Raw genomic sequence first — 19,764 nt, 5'->3', positions numbered from 1 at the left:
AGTCCCCCATTTAGACAAATTTTCTTTCTTTTATCGGTTTTAACCAACCGTATTTTTCATGTTCAAAATCAATGGCCAGAAAGCTCGCTTCATATTTTCGAATACTTTCAAAGAAAGCGGTCTCCGCTTCATAGTCTCCTTCAGCTTTTAGAATAATGGAATCATGCTGAATGATTAAAACGGCCTTACTTGATCCGTTTGTTTTTTCTAAATAGTATTTTCCATTTTGAGTCCAATAATTCATCTTTTTTTGCAAACGTTGTTCAATGGCTAACTGCAACTGGATAATCGGGACTGTTTTGGTGACATATTCGATTTGTTTTTGCAAAATACTCTTCAGTCTGCCCTTTGCTTGAATATACTCCAAAAACAAATTGAAAAATAGCCTTTCTCTTCCATAATAATGATGGGCAAATTCATCTTCGATTAAATAAATTTGATAGGTTCTCATCAGCCAATGCCTCCTAGCTTTCCTATTTTGGTCACGAAAATAACTAACCACCAGGACATTCTCCACTATTTTCCACTATTAATAACTTTCCCCTTTAACTGACACATTTAAACGAAATTTATTTATTCTCATTATATATTGACAAACTAAAAAGATATGTTGTTTGCTGGAGAAATTTTCTTCTTTTTTTGTCGAATGGAAGATTTCCCTTAGAATAAAAGCACACAATATAAATCAGGATTGTTTTTGATAAAAAAACTGACACCAAACTAGTTGGTGTCAGTTCTCCATTACTATTAGTTAAGCATTTCCTTAACACGAGCAACTACATTTTCTACAGTAAAACCGAATTCCTCCATGATCTTACCGCCTGGTGCAGAAGCTCCAAAATGATTGATGGCCAATATTTCACCCTCATCACCTGCATAACGATCCCAACCAAACGGTGAAGCCACTTCGATAGCTAGACGTTTTTTCACTGCCGGATTGATTACGCTTTGTTTATATTCTTTAGATTGAGTTTCAAATCGATCCCATGATGGCATGCTGATAACAGAAACATCAATTCCTTCGTTCGCCAAAGCTTTCTGTGCTTCCACAGCCAAGTTCACTTCGGAACCAGTCGCAAGAAGTAATGCATCGGCTACTTCTTTCTTAGAAGCAGAGATGATGTAAGCTCCTTTTGAAACACCTTCATACGCAGTTTCGGAAGTATCTTTAATTGTTGGCAATCCTTGACGAGTCAGTACAAGGGCAGTTGGTTTATTTGTAGACTCCATAGCCACTTTCCAGGCTGCTGCCGTTTCATTGCCATCAGCTGGACGGATTACCCCTAGGTTAGGCATTGCACGCAATGATGCCAATTGTTCGATTGGCTCATGAGTCGGTCCGTCTTCTCCTACAGCAATGCTGTCATGAGTGAATACATAGTTTACAGGCAGTCCCATTAGTGCTGCCATTCTTATGGCAGGACGTAGATAATCAGAGAATACGAAGAATGTTCCTCCGTATACTTTTAATCCACCATGAAGTGCCATTCCATTTAAAGCCGCACCCATAGCGAATTCACGTACACCGAACCATATATTACGGCCACTGTAATTACCAGGTAATAGATCAGTCTCACCTTTGATGGCAGTATTATTAGATCCGGCTAAATCCGCAGAACCCCCAATGAAGCTAGGGACCCTTTTGGCAATAGCATTTAGCACTTCCCCACTTGAAGCACGGGAAGCTAATGTTTTACCTTCTTCATAGACCGGAATTTCCTGATCCCAATCAGCAGGCAGTTCACCGTTGATGGCCAACTCCAATTGCTGTGCTAACTCAGGATGTGCTTCTTTGTAATTTTTGAACAATTCATTCCAAGCTTCTTCTTTTTGAGCGCCTGCATTAACAACAGATTCATTAAAGTGTGAATACACTTCTTCCGGAACATGGAAGTCCTCTTCAAATGTCCATTTATATGCTTCTTTTGTCAATTTCAGCTCATCTGCACCAAGCGGAGCACCGTGAACAGCAGATTTACCTGAACGGTTTGGTGAACCGTAACCAATAACCGTTTTCACTTCGATTAATGTTGGGCGTGCATCGTCGGTTTTCGCTTCTTCAATCGCTTTAGCAATTTCCTGAAGATCATTCCCATCCTCAACGCGGATATATTGCCATCCATAAGATTTGAACCGGTCTGCTACGCTTTCACTAAATGATTGGCTTAAGTCGCCGTCAAGAGAAATATCATTAGAATCATATAAAACAACGAGTCTTCCGAGTTGTAGATGTCCAGCTAATGAAGCGGCTTCTGCAGAAACACCTTCCATTAAATCTCCATCTCCACAAATGCCATATGTATAATGATCGACCACATTATAAGAATCGCGGTTATAGCTTTCTGCCAAGTGACGTTCAGCCATTGCCATTCCTACTGCCATTGCGATACCTTGTCCAAGCGGCCCGGTAGTTGCATCAACACCAGCCGTATGACCGTATTCAGGATGTCCTGGAGTTTTACTGCCCCATTGACGGAAGCTTTTCAAATCATCGATAGATAAACCATAGCCCGATAAATGAAGAAGGCTGTATAACAGCATAGAACCATGTCCAGCTGAAAGAACAAAGCGATCTCTATTAAACCAATCGGGATTTTTCGGGTTATGGTTCATATATTCGGTCCATAGTTTATACGCCATCGGCGCAGCACCCATTGGCATACCTGGATGGCCGGAATTAGCCTTTTCAATTGCATCAATTGATAATGTACGAATCGTATTGATAGAAAGTGCATCTAATTTATCTAACATATTGTAAAAACATCCCTTCCTGTAATGTACCTCTTTATATTATAGTGACAAGCATAATATCACAACTAAAATCACTATTTACTGCCTCAATATTACAATTTTCTATAATAACAGAAGTCCCCTATTTAGATTAAACTAAATAGGAGAATACATACATGCATGCACTCCCTTTTTACTCCTAAATGCTAACAGGGTACTCAAGCGGAATGTTTTATCAGAAGGATCCAAGCATTAATGTAAGTTTCTTTTTTCTTTTATATTTTTTATCTTTTGAGGAGTGACGTCATTACCTTCTGGATCAACGACCTTCACATGCTCCAACGTATCGGTCATGGACTTTCTGAATGTTTCCAAATACTCACTTCTCAATTGGGTTTGCTCTTTCGCCTCAACTTCCGTCAAACCTTCAGCCTTTGCCTTTTTAGAAAGTTCATTAATACGGGCTATTTTTTCTTTTGATAACATAATTTCGCTCCTTCATAATCTCCGGATATTGTCATGGTATTAAAAAAAAAGCGAAATTACAAGTTCTAAGATTTACTTTCATTTGTATTCAGTTGATGTTCGAGAAAACGCCTGTTCACAGTAGCCTTTGAAACATTGTATCCAAAGCCCCTTAAAGTGGCTGCGATTTCTGCGAATGTCAATCCATTGGCCCGAAGTTTAATAATTTCTTCAATAGGGATTTCCATACGGTCCCTTCCAGTGGAATTCCTTTGATTCTGAAGGTTTTTTTGAGGACGGTATCCTTTTTCAACGGCTCTTATCATCCCGCGCTTTATTTTAAGATTATGTAGTTTCCTTTGGTATTCTTCTACAATACCGACTATCTGGATGACCATGGCATCCGAATCCGATAACTCAAGCTCCCCGTCATGTGAGAGTGTATAAATTTTAACATCTTCTTTAAGGATGACATGGAAAAGGGCTATTTTGGCATTCCCTCTTCCCAGCCTTGTTTCATCCTGGATTAATAGTACTTCAGCTTCTTTAGTTTTAAATAGTTCGAGCATGTCAAAAATGCCATCCCGATTCAACTCATAACCACTTGCCTGCTCTTTTATTATGGATATAACTTCAACATCCATCTTTTCTGCCAATTTGACTAACTCATCTTCCTGCCTTGCCAATGATGTTTCCTGTGACTCTTTTTCTGTGCTGACCCTACAATAGATTACCGCCTTCATAATACCCTACCTTCACTGCTTACTGCTCACTGGCCAAATTCTGGACAAGTTCTTCCCCTTTAACCGGTATGACGATGACTTGACCAGGTTTAATTGTATCCGCCCTGACTCCATTATGCTCTTCTATCCAACCAATGAATTCTTTTTTTGTCAAATTTGCTTCTTCATATTCTTCAGCGATTCCCCATAGGGTGTCACCTTCACTTACTTCTATAGAAAGGAAATCCTTTTTTGGATCATTGTTCAATGTACAAGAGAATAAAATTGAAAAGATGAATACTGATCCCGCTAATAGAATCGTATAAATATAATTTTTGTATAAATTTTTCATAAATATCCCTCCAAAGCGAATGTTCGTTCGTATGTTATGGTCAAATTATAATACGAACGTTTGTTTCAGTCAACAACAAAATTCGAACTTATGTTTGTATAGAATTGGGGGCCATGCTATAATGTAGCAAAGAACATTGGGGAAGAGGTGCACATATGACTAAACTATCAAAAAGGCAGCAAGATATTCTTGATTTCATTAAAGAAGAGGTCCGCCAAAAAGGGTATCCACCTTCCGTACGGGAGATTGGTGAAGCAGTGGGACTTGCTTCAAGTTCAACAGTACACGGGCATTTATCACGCCTGGAAAGCAAAGGCCTGATTAGACGTGACCCAACCAAGCCAAGGGCCATTGAAATAATGAATTTGGAGGAAGCGAACAATATTCCCAAAGTCAATGTCGTGAACGTGCCGTTACTTGGAAAAGTAACAGCGGGAATGCCGATAACGGCCATTGAGAACATAGAAGAATACTTTCCGCTTCCCGAAAGCATGGTTCCACATGATGACCATGTATTCATGCTGGAAATCATGGGTGAAAGTATGATCGAAGCAGGAATTCATGATGGGGATTATGTCATCGTGAAACAACAAAGCAATGCCAATAATGGAGATATCGTCGTGGCCATGACGGAAGATGATGAAGCCACTGTAAAACGATTCTTTAAGGAACCGGATTACATAAGGCTTCAGCCTGAGAACTCGAATATGGAACCAATTATTTTACGAGATGTTTCGATACTTGGAAAAGTAATAGGCTTATATAGACAAATACACTAAAAGCGCTAACCGCGCTTTTTTTGTTTGTTTAATCTATGTCCCGAATTCTCTCAATATGCATAAGGAATTTTAATAGAATCAAGTTTTCATGGGAATTTAAACGTCCTTAATTACGAACGGAAGTATACGATCGCCTAATATGTACTTTGGTAACAATCTGATTACAATGAAAAAGAGAGCTTTAACTACCGCTCCCAGTTAAAATTCACTTCACTCGTAATCTTTGGTTCACTTTAATTAGGTTAAGATCTACCAAGCCGTTCCACTGTTGAATCTGCACTTGTGTAGAACCGTATGCTTTTGCAAGCGCAGAGACGGTATCCCCTTTTTGGACAATATGATAAACCTCTTCTATACTTGCATCATATTTTGTTAAATCGCTTGTTTCGATAAGGTTCACCAGTTTTTCAATATAGTTGGGATCCGAGGCGTACCCAGCATCGAAAATTGCTTTGAGTGCTTTTCTGTAATCTTTTTCTCCAATGACAGCCGTATAAAGACTTCTATTCCATGAAGTCCCCTTTACATATAAATTGGCAAGATCTCTAAGACTTTCTTCCCAAGATGGGTATTTTCTGAATTTGTTCCATACTTGAACGGGTACGCCAATGACATATTCCATTGTCTGAATGATGACAGACTCACCCTTGAAGTCACCTTTTGTACCGAATATATTTTTTCCTTTGCTTGCTAATAAACTTGTCCCATACCCACTCTCCAAACAAGCTTGTGCAATGACAACAGAAGGTAATATTTTGCATAGGGAGCAATTTCCTTAATAAATGTTTCCTTGCTCATTAGAACCTCCCATCAATGGTTTTACTTTATTTTTCACTGTTCATCTTCATTCTTATCGTATTCTCATCTATGAAAAAGGTTACAGCAAGTCCCATACAACAGGTTCTGATGTTTGGCTAATTGTTTTTATTATAGATTTCTTACCTAGAGTGGCTTGCTTCGAGTATTATTTATCCATTTCCCTACCAAACAGGAAAAGCCGTCAATCCATTTAATTAAATGGATTGACGGCTTTTTCTGTTGAACACTGAAAATCTTCAAAACTTGTTCGTTAATTTTAAATTTGTAATTATTTATTTTTGTATAAAACCTTGATGAAAAACAAAAACTATTTTTAAAAACTTCATTTCAAGGTGGTGAAATCATGGACTACCCAACCGTCCATACAAACTTCTGGGATGCAGTGATAGCCATTCCTACCATCATGATTCTTACTCAACTTATTAAGGTCATGTTTCATATTCATCCAAAATTCGTACCTACCATCGCTTTGGGTCTTGGCTTGTTCATTTCCATTTTCATCAGTCATCGTCATCACTTGGTTTCAGGAATTTTCATGGGCTGGTTTTATGGCTATGCAAGCATAGGCAATTATGCTGCACTCAAAACTGGTATTTTGTCTTATAGAGAATCCTACAAAAAGACGGATTAAATCTATTCTTGTTGTCTAGCTGAAATTCATCAATCTTTTTATTGCTAGATGACCTTACTAGCTTTATTTCCCATCGAACACCATTAATTTAATCGCTGTATTAGTAATTACAAACTGGCTGAATCCTTTGGCTAAAACAAACCACCCATGTTAACACCACATTACATCCAAAAAAAACCTTTTCAATTATGAGAAGGGATTTTTTTGTCGGGAAAAGTGGGTTATTATGTTTTTTACACTCCTGCCGAGGCGGCTTGGTAGGATCGGCGGAAAGGGAGCGGACTTCTGTATTCAACTGGATCTATTATTCAAGAAAAGACTGAAGGCAAACTTCGAATTTGTCTACAGTCTGATACCATCTCAAAGAAGAGAATGCATTTCACTATTTCTCAATATAGACCGAACGAATCATTGTCCGGGTTCTTTCAGTACCATCCACATTTTTTTCCTTGACATCTATTGTTACATTATAAACACCTGACTTAGGTACTTCCGGAAGGGTGCCAGTAAAATTTTCTGTATCCATTGCCTTAATTGAGCTTTTTTCACTAATTTCATTACCTGTTTCATCTATTAGATGAACCAAAAATGTTGTGCTGATTGGCCTTTTTTTATCATTCATTGGGTTCTCTATTAAAAATTTCGCATCTTTTTGCTTAACTTTACCGGCCATACTTAATGTAATGGGATTCTTTTCGTTAAATTGTGCTGTGAACAGGTAGGCGTCTTTTGGCGATTTAGTCTTCATACGCACTTTCCAATCACCAATTTCAAGGTTGTTTCTATTGAATGATTGGACGGTTGCACCATTAAAAAAGGAAGTTTCGTTTTTGGCTGAATGAACCATTAAGGAAGGTGAATACTTTTTATTGGATGGAGAAATCATTTCAACCTCGACATCATTTGATGCTGTATATATGTTTATATTGCCTGGGGCTGATTCATTTACATGGAAGCTTAGTTCGATCCAGACATTTTGTTTCAGGACATCACCCAGAACGGTTTGAGCGAGTGCGGTGGTAATGACATCATCTTCAACCCGTTCTTTATAATTGACATTATATTCAGGGATCCCAGCGGTGGAGGTGCTTCTTAAATATGGTTCAATTCTTGAAAATACAGCTGAGCCGACTCGTATATTGTCGTGATCAAAGTTGGAATCTGAAAATAAATGTGTTGCATAGGGTATTTTTGTACTCCATACATTCACTAGACCATCATTTTCCCCATATGAAGATAAATATTGTCCACCCATTGATAAGGCTGATAGAACCGGGCCTCTGTTCATGCCTGCCACAGTGAAATACATGTTTTTACGAGAATTAACATGGTTATCCGTGACCGAACGAAATTCAGCCATTTTACCAACTTGTAAAGAATAAGTTCCCTCATCTTTTTGACCTAATAGGGAACCAAGCCAGCCCGCATACCAGCTATAAGCCAAATCAGCTAGGTGAGAACCATGATGGGGGGAAGCTAAAGTGATTACCCTTCCAACATACTGGTGTGCTCCATAGTGCACTAGAGCCGCTTGGGTATCTGGGCCCCCTTTGCTGTGAGCTATAATATTTACTTTTTCACCCCCGAAATGGTTACTGATTTCTGCAAGCATTTGAGCTAAAAGCCTTCCATTAGCATATTGGCTCACTGATCCATTTCCAGCTGAATCATGAAGCTGAACAAAAACAGTTTGGTAGCCTGCTTCATACGCTTTGGTATACATATCATTGACACCATGATAATCCGTTTCACCGTACCAGCTGGTTGAACTGCCGTTTTTCCCTTGAACAAACACGATCGGTGGTTTCTTTGTATCAAGATTGGGAGGAATACTTCCAAGAAACCAATCCCCTGGACTGAAAGTTTCGGAAGGGGGCTTTAATTTTCCTGCTGAGGAAATGTCTGGCTTGGCCATAATTAATATGGTTAGAATGAGGACAAGAAAAACGATATAATTGATTACATTCCTTTTCAATTGTTATCTCCTCCAATATCATGTGGAATTCTTTCGAACTCATCCTATTTTCAACGCCCTCCTTCCATGCCTTTGATAGCCTTCATTAGTATATATTTGTACTTTTGCATACCATTACCTGCTATCTTCATAAAGATAGGAGAAAAAAACTAGAAAAAGTTCATAAAAAATGGAGATATAGTATGATGGTTTGCCTTCAATTCGTTTATGTATACAGTCATTTTCCAATTATGAAATTATCCTTATAGAGGAAATCCATATATCGAATGCTGTATGTTCACGAAGAAAAAGAGAATAAGCCCTTCTCCTGCAAAAGATGTAGGGCTTGACTTTATTTATGAGCATCCAAATATTATTCTTCGAATTTGCCACTGTCCAATTGCTCCTATTCATGTTGTTTTGAAGTCCATCCTATACATTAAGTAAATTGTTGAAAAAATTCTTTTACAGCAATTGGCTGTCATTCATAGGGATCTCAATATCAATCGTGTATTTGGATTATTAACTCCTTAAAGCCCTCCCCTAAACGCCACATACGCCTATTTCACAATGAGAACTGGATAAATAATATCAGGGCTATGCTCGCTCTTCCAATTGTATAATTTATTTATCTGATTTTCCTTTCCCATTTTTTCACCCTGTTTCGATCATTACTTAAATTTTGCCCCAGGAATGGTTACTTTGGTGAATAAATGATTGATAGTCTTGATCCTTTAACTACATTTGAAGTGTAGGTGGGGATCAAAAAAAATAATATCGTCGATCGAGAACCCTACACATTCCGCAAACAAATAAGCCTTATCGATTCGCAAAGGAATCTTATATTGCTCATAGTCAATGTAAGTCCTTTTGGCCATCTTCAGCACTTTAGCCATTTCTTCCTGTGTTAAACCTTTATACTTCCTCGCTTGTTTAAGTGTGAACTTAACGTTTGTCATATCTTGTCACCACCTATCTAAAAAAATGATATCACACTTGAAGTATAGTTACCAACAATTTTTCGCAAAATTCACGCACTTTAAGTTTACTCACCTTCACTCATGGTGTATATTCAAGTAAGAGGTGAAGAAATATGCACATTGGTGAACGGATTAAAATGTTAAGAAAAGAAAGAAAAATGACACAAGAAGATTTAGCAAATATATTAAAGGTGGCACCAACGGCAGTATCAGCATGGGAATCTGGACGGAATAAACCTTTAATGGATAAATTGGGCATGATGTCCTCATGCTTTGAAATACCGCTATCCCACCTCATTGAAGGAGCACCTAACGCTAGAAATGCTCCAGGAATGGAATTTCTAAATGAAAAGAATGTAAGATTAATTGGAGTATATGGCAATATCCCTGCTGGAGAGCCTAATTTTACCAATGAATATATAGAAGCCTATATGCCGACATTAAATTCGATGCTAAAAACGAATAAAGAATATTTTTTCCTTAGAGTGAATGGCAATAGCATGAACAAAGAATTCAGTGACGGATCATTGATTCTCGTTGAAAAAACAACCTACGTTGATAAAGGAAAAATTGGAGTGGTCTTGGTAAATGGTCACGATGCCACTGTCAAAAAAGTGAATATCGATGAAGAAAATATCACACTCACTCCCTGCAGCACGGATCCTTTTTATGAAGAAAAAACCTATAACATCAAAAATGATAGAGTTCGAATTTTAGGAAAAGTGGTTCAAGCCATTAAAATATACGATTAATGTCCACTTAGAGTTTTTTTATGGAGTATTACTTTAGTTCTCTTTGTTGACTGATACATATTAGGTACAAGCCATCATGGTTTGTGCTTATTAGTATTGTTCTTTATATATGTCTTTGCAAAAGATAATTAAAATTTGTGTCAGCCTATATACAAAGGCATATCCGTTTTCCCCAGATTACTTATTTCATTGAGTGAATGTTTTTGGAACTCTAAGCTTCCTAGGGCTTTTATTTCAGATTTCCCTTTCATGCAGAATGAATATAATTGTCTGTATTAGGCAATCAAATTATCATATTTTTATTATTCGGTTCACAACCTCATATGGGAATCTTATAATAGGATGATAAGCATTTGCCTCTGTAGCTCTAGAAGGGAAGAGCGCCGGAAAACATTTGTAGCCACCGGGTCGCAAGGTAAGGGTTTCAGAAGCACCGAAAAGCAAATAGCTGAGGCAGGTGGAATTCCTGCCGGTGAAAATCCGTAGGGAAGCGTGTTCTCCCCTAGCCTATGCTTACGAAAGGAGTGCGGGTTCGAATCCCGTCAGAGGCTTTTTTCTTGGAAAATGCGAGTATATATTCAATTCCACTTTAGCCCTCTGTGCAAATTTATTTATTTTTCCCTTTCACTTCTTCCGCTATTATCTAAGTACTCATTTAGGACAGTAGAATGTACACGACTATTTTATTACACGCATATTCCTGAACAAGGAAAAGCCCCTCTCTTTTTGAGAAGGGCTGAGTTTGTAGACAAAAGAGGTTCTCTCTAAAAGTTAAAACAAAGTTGATTGGAGCGGGTGGCGAGACGCCTGAGGGAAATGCGTGTCCAAGAAAACCCCGCCAGGCGCAAAGGCGTCGAGGAGGCTTCCGGACCGCCCGCGGAAAACGAGTGCCTGTAGTGGAAATCAACGTTCAAATTGTACTAATCCTTAAAAACTGTAGACAAACTCTTTTTGAGAAAGGCTTCCTGTGTGGTGTGCTTCTGGAAGTTAAAAATAATTTAACCAGGCAACTATTAATTATTCATTTAACCCGCAATTTCTGGTTTACTGTAATGGTGTACTGACTGTCAAGTGCGTTCCAATCTTTAATTTGCTGAACCGTACTGCCATAAGCCATGCTTAAGGAGTATACGGTGTCACCATTAACGACTGTGTGGTATACAGCTGTATTTTTCTTTTTAAGATCGAAGCATTTAACTAAACCGTTTACATGTCCGCGAGCCAGTGATTCGATAAAGGGCGCCGTTTTCAATTTGGCTGCGTCATTGACATTATCGATAAATCCATTTTCAGTCAGTAGTGCAGGCATGTCCGTTTCACGGAGCACATGTAAATCTCCTGTTTTTTGTCCTCTGTCTTGGATGTTGATAAGCTTCAAGACCTCTGAATGAATATGATCTTGATACGTTTTCGTAATCTGATTAGTAGACGTATAAACGTAATCCTCATACCCAGTGCCGCCGCCGGCATTGATGTGGATGGAGAGATAAAAGTCGGCTCCCCACGCGTTCGCTGCATTCGTCCTATCGTTTAAAGAGGGGTACGTATCTTGGTACCTGCTCATTTTTACAGAAACGTTATTATATTCTATTAATAAGATGTCTTTAATTCGAGTTGCAATGGATAAAGTTAAATCCTTTTCTCTCAATCCATTCCCCACCGAGCCTGGATCCGTACCGCCGTGGCCGGGATCAATAAATACTTTTACCATTTCTATCACCTCTATTAATCTTATGTTACGTATCAATAAATGCTTGTACACATAACTATCTGATTAAAGAAATTTCAAAATAAAGAATTCATCTCTCGGCCACAGTTCCAAAAAAAATACACCCTAAAGGTGTTATGGCATTATACGATAACATTCGCCAAATGGACGCGGAATTTTTAAAAAGCCTTCTTCCATTTTTATACTTTTCTATCAGGAATTATTGGGCGTCTACAAATAAAGTTATAGAAGGAGATAGAGAGATAAAAAAAGTCAACATTAACAAAAATACTCTAACTAAATGCTTGCATTTATTTAGTTATGGTTTGTTTTATTTAATTGTTCTGCACAATCTTTGATTGAGTCAATCACTATAGTTGGTTCTGATAATTGCGGAAAATGCCCACTTTTTTTTGCGACAATGTGTTTGCTGTTTCTTGACAATGAAAGCAATTCCAATTGATTCTTAAGTCGTTTTTTTCGAATTTCCTCTGGCATCATTCGATTTTCTTGTCCACCAGTAATGACAAATACAGGTATTTCGGGAAATGTATCAGTTTGCTGGATTTGATCCACAGTTTTTTTTACAAAATTAACTTCATTGAATTGTTTATGCGAGGATAAGGAATCAAACACCTTGAACATCCTATTAACGGTTTTTACGGCCTTGCCTTGGTATTCATTAAGGCTTATATCTTTCGTTGTACTGGATTCTAAAAAAACTATTCCCCCCACTTCATTTGGGTAAAGTCGGGCATATAAATTAGCATATAGGCCGCCTAGCGAATGTCCGACCAATAAGTATGGAGGTTCAAACCCCACGATTGTTAATGCCTCACGTAAAGTGTTAACAATACTTTTCCCGTCTTGGCTTTCCTTAGGTTTATCGCTGCCAGCAACACCAAAGCGATTATAGGAAAATACAGATGATGTTTCAGAAATTGCCGGTAGTATTTTCATCCAACCCTCTATCGGTCCAGAACCACCGTTAATCAAAACTATATTTGGTTTGCCTTTTCCACTAATATTATATTGTAACGTCCCTTTTGGTGTTTCCACTTTATATTTTTCTATTTTCAATATCAGCGCACCTCACTTTGTTTAGATTACTCTACGTGTGTAACAAGCTTTGGTTTCATTTATTGAAGTTCTAACATAATGCTTTAATTTTTACGAAAGTTATCTGGAAACTTATCCTCTAGCTAAAATTTTTTAAAGGAGAGTTGTATGATGAATGAATATGGTAAGTTTGAACAATTGGTTCAAAAGTTTGATCAAGGAAGCAAGCTAATTCGCGCATGGGAATTAAAAGGCGGAATTTCTGCACAGGTTACAGGCCTTGAAGTATTACATCCTTCAGGGCGGCTCATGAAAATGATCGTTCGTCAGCATGGTGATCCTGACCTAAAACGGAATCCAAATGTTGCAGCTGATGAACACAAGCTCCTAGGGATATTGAAAGCTGCAGGTTTGCCTGTACCGATGCCATATTACCTAGAGCAATCGTGCGAGATTTTTTCCAAGCCATGCATACTTATCGAGTTTATTGAGGGGAAGTCAGAATTCACACCCTCAAATCTCAATGATCATATCTTACAATCGGCAATAAATCTAGCAAAAATCCATCGGGTTGATTGTGCAAATCTATCTTTATCATTCCTGCCTAAATTAGAAAATACATATATCGAAATGTTAAATAATAAAGATAGGGTAATCCTGGACAAAGCATTAAATCTGAGTTTGATTAGGGATTTGTTAAAATTTTTCACGCCTTTACCATCCATGAATAAGGAAGTGATCCTTCATGGTGATTATTGGCCAGGAAATCTATTATGGACAGAGGGTAAACTAGTTTCCATAATTGATTGGGAAGATTCAGGCTTAGGGGACCCTTTGGTTGACCTTGCCAATAGTCAGCTCGAAATCTTTTATCATTTTGGAATGCAAGCGATGAATGACTTCACCAATCAATATAAAACCCTGATGCCTGAGGTGAATTTTACAAACTTACCCTACTGGCAATTATTTGCCTCATTACGGTTATCTACATTTCCTGAATGGGGCTTGGAAAAGAGCAAGGAAAATAACTGGCGAAAAAGACACAAGTCATTTGTTCGTCAAGCGATTAACCGAATTCGTTTAAATTAATGCTTTTTAAAATGAGTGAAAAATCTGATATGCCCAGGATATTTTTTATAAAGGCATTTATACTAGTCCCTTTATCATTTATTTTCATAAACTAATAATGACTTTCAAAAAAAAATCCAGGAGGTGTTTAAATGTATAATAAGCCCTGGGGGCATCCGAAAGGCGGTCAATGTCCACGACAATATTGCCCACCTCACAGAATGCCTACACAGTATAATCCACCTCAAATCTCCCCAGCAAAGCAATCTGTAAAAACCAATGTCATCAACACGGTGATTCCGGTTTTTCACCCGACACATACAACTACGGTGAATAAACACTTCAACACATATATACCGCATACCAGAAGTATCGTGAAAGAGTGTTATTCCCAAAGCTTTATTTGTGGAGTTCCTCAACCCCCTAGTTTTTCAAGGAGAATGGTAAGATATTAATTAAAAAAACCCCAATTCGGGGTTTTTATTAATTCCTTCCTCCATCCTTTGAATAATGAGTGTCAAAGGATTTAAAACTGTCTAAATGCAAACTCCCTATACTTTTTAAAGTGTTGTTTTTGATAAAACTCTTTTGCAGCTTTGTTTTCAAACCAATAATCCAGTTCAATTAAATCTATATCATTCTTTTTGGCAATTTCATAGACCTCATTCATTAGTATTTTACCGTAACCTTTTTTGGTTTGATTTTCAACGATACTAAGCTGATGCACATAAACTGATTTATACGCATTTTTAAAAGCACTTTCTGGATATTTTTTAATTTCAATCCATACGTAACCGATCGGTTCTACATGTTCTTTAAAAACGAGAAAAACAAAACTGTTATTTTCAACCAAACTTTTGAAAGATTCCTTCATTGCACTATAATTATATTCCTTAAAATACTTAGGATATAGTTTTGCATGCAGATCGTGGACATTTCTATTTAGTTTTGCAATTACTTCATGATCCCTGGTTTGACTAACATACATAATTATCCCCCTGACTATATCCTGTGAATTTCCATATACCAGTAATGTTCATATTCAAAGTACATTTTTTATATAGGACAGTCAATAGCCGTAAAGAAGAATCACATTCCTAGAGAGGCAGGCAAAGTTCTTTTTTCATTCTGGGTAAAAAAAAGATGCGAATTAACAGTTTGAACATACTAATAAATAAAGTGGAAAATATCATTATGATATTAGTAACCTATTTCCTTAATATACTGGAAGGTGATGATCATGACTTACCCTCTTTTTATTGTGACTGGCATTAGTGGCTCAGGTAAATCAGCAACTTCACTGGAATTGCAGAAAATCATGGTGGATTTCAATGTATTTGATATGGATCTTATCGTTAACAATGACGATTATCAAACAGCATGTGATAATTGGTTGAAGGTTGCCTATTATAGTGCTTATTCCGGACGTAATTCCGTATTATTCGGCAATGTACCCGATCCATATAATGTTGAAATTTGCGACCATTTCCCTTTATTTAATCCAGTTCATTACCTACATCTTTATTGTAACGGTGAAGCGCGTACACAACGATTATCGGCTCGTGGCAAATGGACGGCTGACAGCATTAATTATATGAATGAACTATCTGAGAATTTAGTTCAAGAAGCCAAAACATCAGTTCCACCAATACCTACTATAGACACTTCTACCACTTCGCCGCCCCAAGTCGCTAAGTTAATTAAACAATGGATAATGGAGAAGCTTGCCTAAATAAAGGAAAAATTTTTTATAAATGCAGATATGGACCTTCCTGAAGAAATACGTACATTTATTCCGAAATCCACTCTTGTCTGCTGCTGGCTTTCATAGCCAAATAAACGTATCGGTATAACCAAAGCCTTTTTGTTTAGCTTTTGATTTAAGGGTCGTTAGTTGAAGTAGTAGTAAAAAGGGATCTTCCTATAGAAAATCCCTTTTTACATCCCGGTAACATCTGATTAAATTAACTAGCTTTGTATAGAGTATGCACTAAAGTGGGATACTAAATTGTTGTGAACGTGATCTATTCCCCCAGAACGGGAAGCCTAATCCTATTAAAGTTGTTTCTAATAGAGATGAAATACGGATTCTAAGTTTAGCTACATCATCAATTTATTCTATCGAGGTATATTTTAAAATAAATAATGTACTTACAGAGGTTCTTCCCAAAGTGTAAAAGTAAATTTATCCGAATAACTATTAATTAATTTCATATTCTACCGTTTCCCTATTTCTTAAGTAATATAATCGTTAAAGGAATAATTCGACAAAATTCCTATAAATCCCTGTTCACCCTTCTTATATGTTGCTACCAGGTTCGAAGAAGCGGCTTATTGTATCACTTTAAAATGAATATTGAGCGTGAATAGCAAAGACAGAAAATATGATACTGACTATAGGTGGTTTTAGTTTAATATGAGTCCTTTAGATGATAAGATTCTTGAGGGAAGTGGTCGAAAATAGATCAATATTTAGGAGGAGTTCATCTTGAATCCTTATGCGTTCTTGGCAATAGCCATCCTAAGTGAAGTGTTTGGCAGTTCGATGTTAAAAGTATCAAACGGGTTTAAAAGGTTATTCCCTTCCATTGGTGTGGTAATTGGAATGGGTTTGGCTTTTTATTGCCTGTCATTATCTTTAATAACCATACCGCTTGGAACGGCTTATGCCATTTGGTCGGGAATAGGCACTGCTTTAACTGCTTTAGTGGGAGTTATCGTTTATAAAGAAAGCTTTAACGTGAAAAAATTTTTAGGTTTAGTCCTGATCATTGGAGGAGTTGTTGTTTTGAAACTCTCTAGTGGAGGCACTTCTTAACAATTTAGTAATGGAGGTAATAATATGAAGGGATACATAGCCTTAGGAATATCAATCATTAGTGAAGTATTTGGTACGACCATGCTTAAGTTGTCTGAAGGCTTTACACATTTATTCGCTTCATTTGGAGTTATAATTGGGTTTAGCATTGCATTTTATAGCTTATCTTTATGTCTTAAAACAATTCCGTTAAGCTTAGCTTATGCCATTTGGTCAGGAATAGGCACAGCTTTAACGGCAATGATTGGCGTACTATTATGGAATGAGCCATTTAGTATCACTACATTAGGCGGTTTAGTATTAATCATTGGCGGAGTGATTTTACTAAATGCTTCCCATACCACTAAACAAGCGGAAGGAGAGTCAAATTAAGTTTGACTCTCCTCATCTCCCCGCTCGTTTCAAAAATAAAAATATCTTCAACGGCGGGGTTCTCATTTTGAATGGGACTGAACTTTCAAAAGTCAGTCCTTCATTTCTTCCTTAACCTTCACCAAGTCCTTCGTGCAAAGTCAGTGAACTTGAATTTATCGGGTCTATGCCTGGATTCGCTATATTGAAACAAGCTTCCATCGATTAAATGGACCGTACTTTTCACAACTGCCACCATATCGAAGTCTTCAATGTCCAATAATTGTTTATCTTCCTCACTGCATGGCTCCACGGTAATTTCCTTGTTGGAAAAACCAATCTGGAGCCCGAGTTCCTTTTCGATATATCCATAAATAGAATCCTCACAAATTTCCTTGGTCAGGTTAGTTACGAATTCGCTTTTGAAATAGTCTTTGTCCAGTATGATTTTCTTCCCATTGATTTGGCGTACCCGGAACACCTTCCATATTTCACCATCATCAGTTAAGTCTAGAAGCTTGGCCATTTTTGAGTCGGGGGTCTCAAGCTCCAACTTGTGGATGATCGTTTTGGAATGCAAATTCAACTTTTCCACCATTTCTTTATAGGAAATCAAGCCTGCTACAGGAAAATTAAATTTGCTGAAATCCAAGACAAAGGAACCCTTGCCTTTGATTTTATGGATATATCCATTTTGTTCAAGCAACTGTAAGGATTTTCTCACAGTATCCCTGGATATGTCATACTCTTCCATGAAGCTGCTTTCGGAAGGAAGCTTTGAATTTGTCGGAAAGGTTCCTTCTTCAATTTTTGAAACGATATCACCATATAGCGATAGGTATTTGCTGTTCATTTCATCACCACAATATATTTTTCTTAGTCTGCTACTCGTCCTTTTTCAACAAATAGACCACCGATTCATAGGGACGAAGGATAAAATCACCTGCAAGTTCTTTCGAATCGATATAGTTTGAGAGAAGGAGCTCTGAGTTGTATCCGGATAGGTCTATATCCTTTGGAATTTCGAAGACCGTTTCTTTTGCATAAAAGTTATTGACGACCAAAAGTTTCTCGTCTTCATAACTGCGTACATAAGCGTACAATTGGTCATGGTCGCCAAGAATTTCCTGATAGTCCCCATATGCAATGATATCATGTTTCTTGCGTAAGAATATAAGTTTTTGGTAATGATGAAAAATGGAATCCTGATCCATCAGTGCGTGTTCAGCATTGATGATTTTGGCATTATCAGGCACTGCAATCCATGGAGTCCCTTTTGTAAAGCCTGCATGTTCCGCATTTTCCCACTGCATAGGAGTTCTCGAGTTATCACGGGATTTAGCTTGAAGGATTTCGATTATTTCCTTTTCATCCTTGCCTGCCTCTTTTAAAATATTGTAATAATTAATCGATTCCACGTCCCGATATTGTTCAATTTCATTGAATTTCGGGTTGGTCATCCCTATTTCCTCCCCTTGATAAATATAAGGGGTTCCCCTAAGCATATGAATGGCTGTTGCCAGCATCTTGGCCGATTCCTTGTGATATTCTTGATCATTCCCAAACCTGGATACGATCCTCGGCTGGTCATGGTTGCACCAGAACAGGGCATTCCATCCATTTCCTTCTTGCATCCCATATTGCCAGCTGCTTAGGATCTCCTTTAACTGCCTGAAGTCAAAATCTGCAAGTGACCACTTTTCCCCATCCTTATAATCCACCTTTAGATGATGGAAACTGAATACCATTGACAGCTCCTTTTCAACTGGAGATGAATATTTGATGCAATGGTCAATGGTCGTCGATGACATTTCCCCTACCGTCATCACCTCTTCATCCTTCCCGAAAGTTTCTTCATTCATCTCTTTTAGGAATTGATGAATCTTGGGACCGTCTGTATAAAAGCATCGTCCATCTCCATCTTTGTCATTTTCATAGATGTCAGGTTTCGAAATAAGATTGATGACATCCAAACGGAATCCTTTGACACCTTTATCCAGCCAGAAGTTTACTACATTGAAGATTTCCTCCCTCACTCTGGGATTTTCCCAATTAAGGTCAGCTTGTGTCCGATCGAACAAATGGAGGTAGTATTCATCATGTTCCGCTACATATTCCCATGCAGGGCCTCCGAATTTCGAAATCCAATTCGTAGGGGGCTCTCCATTTTTCGATTTCTTGAAAATATAATAGTCCTTATATTCTTTCTCTCCAGCCAATGCTTTTTGGAACCATTCATGCTCTGTTGATGTATGGTTGAATACCATATCCAACATGATTTGGATATCCCGCGAATTAGCCTCCTTCACCAATCTTTCGAAATCATCCATCGTCCCAAAAACAGGATCAATGGATGTATAATCCGCTACATCATATCCATTATCATTTTGAGGTGAACGATAAAAAGGGGTCAGCCAAATATAATCCACTCCCAGTATACTCAAATAATCAAGTTTTTCTATAACACCATTTATGTCCCCGATGCCGTCACCGTTCGAGTCCTTAAATGACTTCGGATAAATTTGATAGATCGTACTATTTTTAAAATCCTTCATTGTAATTCCTCCCCTGCTATC

21 protein-coding genes are annotated in these 19,764 nt (G+C 37.7%); 8 read left to right on the top strand and 13 right to left on the bottom strand.

Translation table 11 applies throughout. From position 1 onward, the window contains the following. Positions 1-10 precede the first annotated feature (10 nt). The 5 genes from sirA to yneA all read right to left on the bottom strand — a co-directional run bounded on the left by sirA (position 11) and on the right by yneA (position 4,269). The gene (gene sirA, locus ACSR9O_RS05125; protein WP_101221647.1) at positions 11-451 is read right to left on the bottom strand and encodes a sporulation inhibitor of replication protein SirA; all 441 of its coding nucleotides are present in this window, start codon (positions 449-451) and stop codon (positions 11-13) included. 296 nt (positions 452-747) lie between these two features. Continuing rightward, positions 748-2,751 (bottom strand): transketolase, encoded by a 2,004-nt coding sequence (gene tkt, locus ACSR9O_RS05120; protein WP_491724063.1) that lies wholly within the window; start codon positions 2,749-2,751, stop codon positions 748-750. A 231-nt stretch (positions 2,752-2,982) separates the two neighbouring features. Further along, positions 2,983-3,216: a DUF896 domain-containing protein gene (locus tag ACSR9O_RS05115; protein WP_137020072.1), complete on the bottom strand. Its 234-nt coding sequence runs from the start codon at positions 3,214-3,216 to the stop codon at positions 2,983-2,985. A 65-nt stretch (positions 3,217-3,281) separates the two neighbouring features. Further along, on the bottom strand, positions 3,282-3,938 hold the full coding sequence (locus ACSR9O_RS05110; RefSeq protein ID WP_491724062.1) for a YneB family resolvase-like protein: 657 nt from the start codon (positions 3,936-3,938) through the stop codon (positions 3,282-3,284). A 19-nt stretch (positions 3,939-3,957) separates the two neighbouring features. Then, the gene (gene yneA / locus ACSR9O_RS05105) at positions 3,958-4,269 is read right to left on the bottom strand and encodes a cell division suppressor protein YneA (protein WP_101221644.1); all 312 of its coding nucleotides are present in this window, start codon (positions 4,267-4,269) and stop codon (positions 3,958-3,960) included. 155 nt (positions 4,270-4,424) lie between these two features. On the opposite strand from yneA, the gene lexA reads away from it, so the two are divergent. Beyond that, positions 4,425-5,048 (top strand): transcriptional repressor LexA, encoded by a 624-nt coding sequence (lexA, locus tag ACSR9O_RS05100; protein ID WP_101221643.1) that lies wholly within the window; start codon positions 4,425-4,427, stop codon positions 5,046-5,048. Between the two features lie 205 nt (positions 5,049-5,253). Here lexA and ACSR9O_RS05095 read toward each other — a convergent pair whose 3' ends face one another. Then, a complete protein-coding gene (locus ACSR9O_RS05095) occupies positions 5,254-5,769 on the bottom strand; it encodes a glucosaminidase domain-containing protein (protein WP_491724061.1) in 516 nt (171 codons plus the stop codon). A gap of 441 nt (positions 5,770-6,210) precedes the next feature. Here ACSR9O_RS05095 and ACSR9O_RS05090 point away from each other — a divergent pair, with 441 nt between their 5' ends. Then, complete coding sequence (locus ACSR9O_RS05090; protein WP_101221642.1) at positions 6,211-6,498, top strand: hypothetical protein; 288 nt, start codon at positions 6,211-6,213, stop codon at positions 6,496-6,498. 382 nt (positions 6,499-6,880) lie between these two features. On the opposite strand, the gene ACSR9O_RS05085 is transcribed toward ACSR9O_RS05090, so the two are convergent. After that, positions 6,881-8,413: an esterase/lipase family protein gene (locus tag ACSR9O_RS05085; protein ID WP_491725445.1), complete on the bottom strand. Its 1,533-nt coding sequence runs from the start codon at positions 8,411-8,413 to the stop codon at positions 6,881-6,883. A gap of 773 nt (positions 8,414-9,186) precedes the next feature. Next, entirely contained in the window at positions 9,187-9,411 is a 225-nt protein-coding gene (locus tag ACSR9O_RS05080) for a helix-turn-helix transcriptional regulator (protein ID WP_101221641.1), read from the bottom strand. A gap of 134 nt (positions 9,412-9,545) precedes the next feature. Here ACSR9O_RS05080 and ACSR9O_RS05075 point away from each other — a divergent pair, with 134 nt between their 5' ends. Beyond that, on the top strand, positions 9,546-10,184 hold the full coding sequence (locus ACSR9O_RS05075) for a LexA family protein (protein WP_230176533.1): 639 nt from the start codon (positions 9,546-9,548) through the stop codon (positions 10,182-10,184). Positions 10,185-11,205: 1,021 nt separating this feature from the next. Here the strand turns inward: ACSR9O_RS05075 and ACSR9O_RS05070 are convergent. Together ACSR9O_RS05070 and ACSR9O_RS05065 are read right to left on the bottom strand one after the other, a co-directional pair. Continuing rightward, complete coding sequence (locus ACSR9O_RS05070) at positions 11,206-11,895, bottom strand: N-acetylmuramoyl-L-alanine amidase family protein (protein ID WP_491724060.1); 690 nt, start codon at positions 11,893-11,895, stop codon at positions 11,206-11,208. A gap of 312 nt (positions 11,896-12,207) precedes the next feature. Beyond that, positions 12,208-12,972, bottom strand: a complete 765-nt coding sequence (locus ACSR9O_RS05065; protein ID WP_491724059.1) for an alpha/beta fold hydrolase — start codon at positions 12,970-12,972, stop codon at positions 12,208-12,210. A gap of 150 nt (positions 12,973-13,122) precedes the next feature. Here ACSR9O_RS05065 and ACSR9O_RS05060 point away from each other — a divergent pair, with 150 nt between their 5' ends. After that, positions 13,123-14,040 (top strand): aminoglycoside phosphotransferase family protein, encoded by a 918-nt coding sequence (locus tag ACSR9O_RS05060; protein ID WP_491724058.1) that lies wholly within the window; start codon positions 13,123-13,125, stop codon positions 14,038-14,040. Positions 14,041-14,171: 131 nt separating this feature from the next. Continuing rightward, complete coding sequence (locus tag ACSR9O_RS05055; protein WP_491724057.1) at positions 14,172-14,474, top strand: CotD family spore coat protein; 303 nt, start codon at positions 14,172-14,174, stop codon at positions 14,472-14,474. A gap of 71 nt (positions 14,475-14,545) precedes the next feature. On the opposite strand, the gene ACSR9O_RS05050 is transcribed toward ACSR9O_RS05055, so the two are convergent. Continuing rightward, positions 14,546-15,007 carry a GNAT family N-acetyltransferase gene (locus tag ACSR9O_RS05050; RefSeq protein WP_491724056.1) on the bottom strand — a complete coding sequence of 154 codons (462 nt, stop codon included), beginning with the start codon at positions 15,005-15,007 and terminating at the stop codon, positions 14,546-14,548. A gap of 246 nt (positions 15,008-15,253) precedes the next feature. On the opposite strand from ACSR9O_RS05050, the gene ACSR9O_RS05045 reads away from it, so the two are divergent. The 3 genes from ACSR9O_RS05045 (at position 15,254) to ACSR9O_RS05035 (ending at position 17,209) form a co-directional block, all read left to right on the top strand. Beyond that, positions 15,254-15,751: a DEAD/DEAH box helicase family protein gene (locus ACSR9O_RS05045; RefSeq protein ID WP_491724055.1), complete on the top strand. Its 498-nt coding sequence runs from the start codon at positions 15,254-15,256 to the stop codon at positions 15,749-15,751. A 756-nt stretch (positions 15,752-16,507) separates the two neighbouring features. Beyond that, on the top strand, positions 16,508-16,837 hold the full coding sequence (locus ACSR9O_RS05040; protein ID WP_101221634.1) for a DMT family transporter: 330 nt from the start codon (positions 16,508-16,510) through the stop codon (positions 16,835-16,837). Positions 16,838-16,861: 24 nt separating this feature from the next. Then, on the top strand, positions 16,862-17,209 hold the full coding sequence (locus ACSR9O_RS05035; RefSeq protein ID WP_101221633.1) for a DMT family transporter: 348 nt from the start codon (positions 16,862-16,864) through the stop codon (positions 17,207-17,209). 118 nt (positions 17,210-17,327) lie between these two features. Here the strand turns inward: ACSR9O_RS05035 and treR are convergent, their stop codons facing one another. Beyond that, the gene (gene treR, locus ACSR9O_RS05030; RefSeq protein ID WP_101221632.1) at positions 17,328-18,041 is read right to left on the bottom strand and encodes a trehalose operon repressor; all 714 of its coding nucleotides are present in this window, start codon (positions 18,039-18,041) and stop codon (positions 17,328-17,330) included. Between the two features lie 31 nt (positions 18,042-18,072). Continuing rightward, positions 18,073-19,743, bottom strand: a complete 1,671-nt coding sequence (gene treC / locus ACSR9O_RS05025) for an alpha,alpha-phosphotrehalase (protein WP_491724054.1) — start codon at positions 19,741-19,743, stop codon at positions 18,073-18,075. Positions 19,744-19,764 lie beyond the last annotated feature (21 nt).

Source organism: Peribacillus sp. B65, assembly GCF_058513295.1.
The sequence above is the reverse complement of the archived record's forward strand: the minus strand, read 5'-3'. Positions and strand labels throughout refer to the sequence as shown.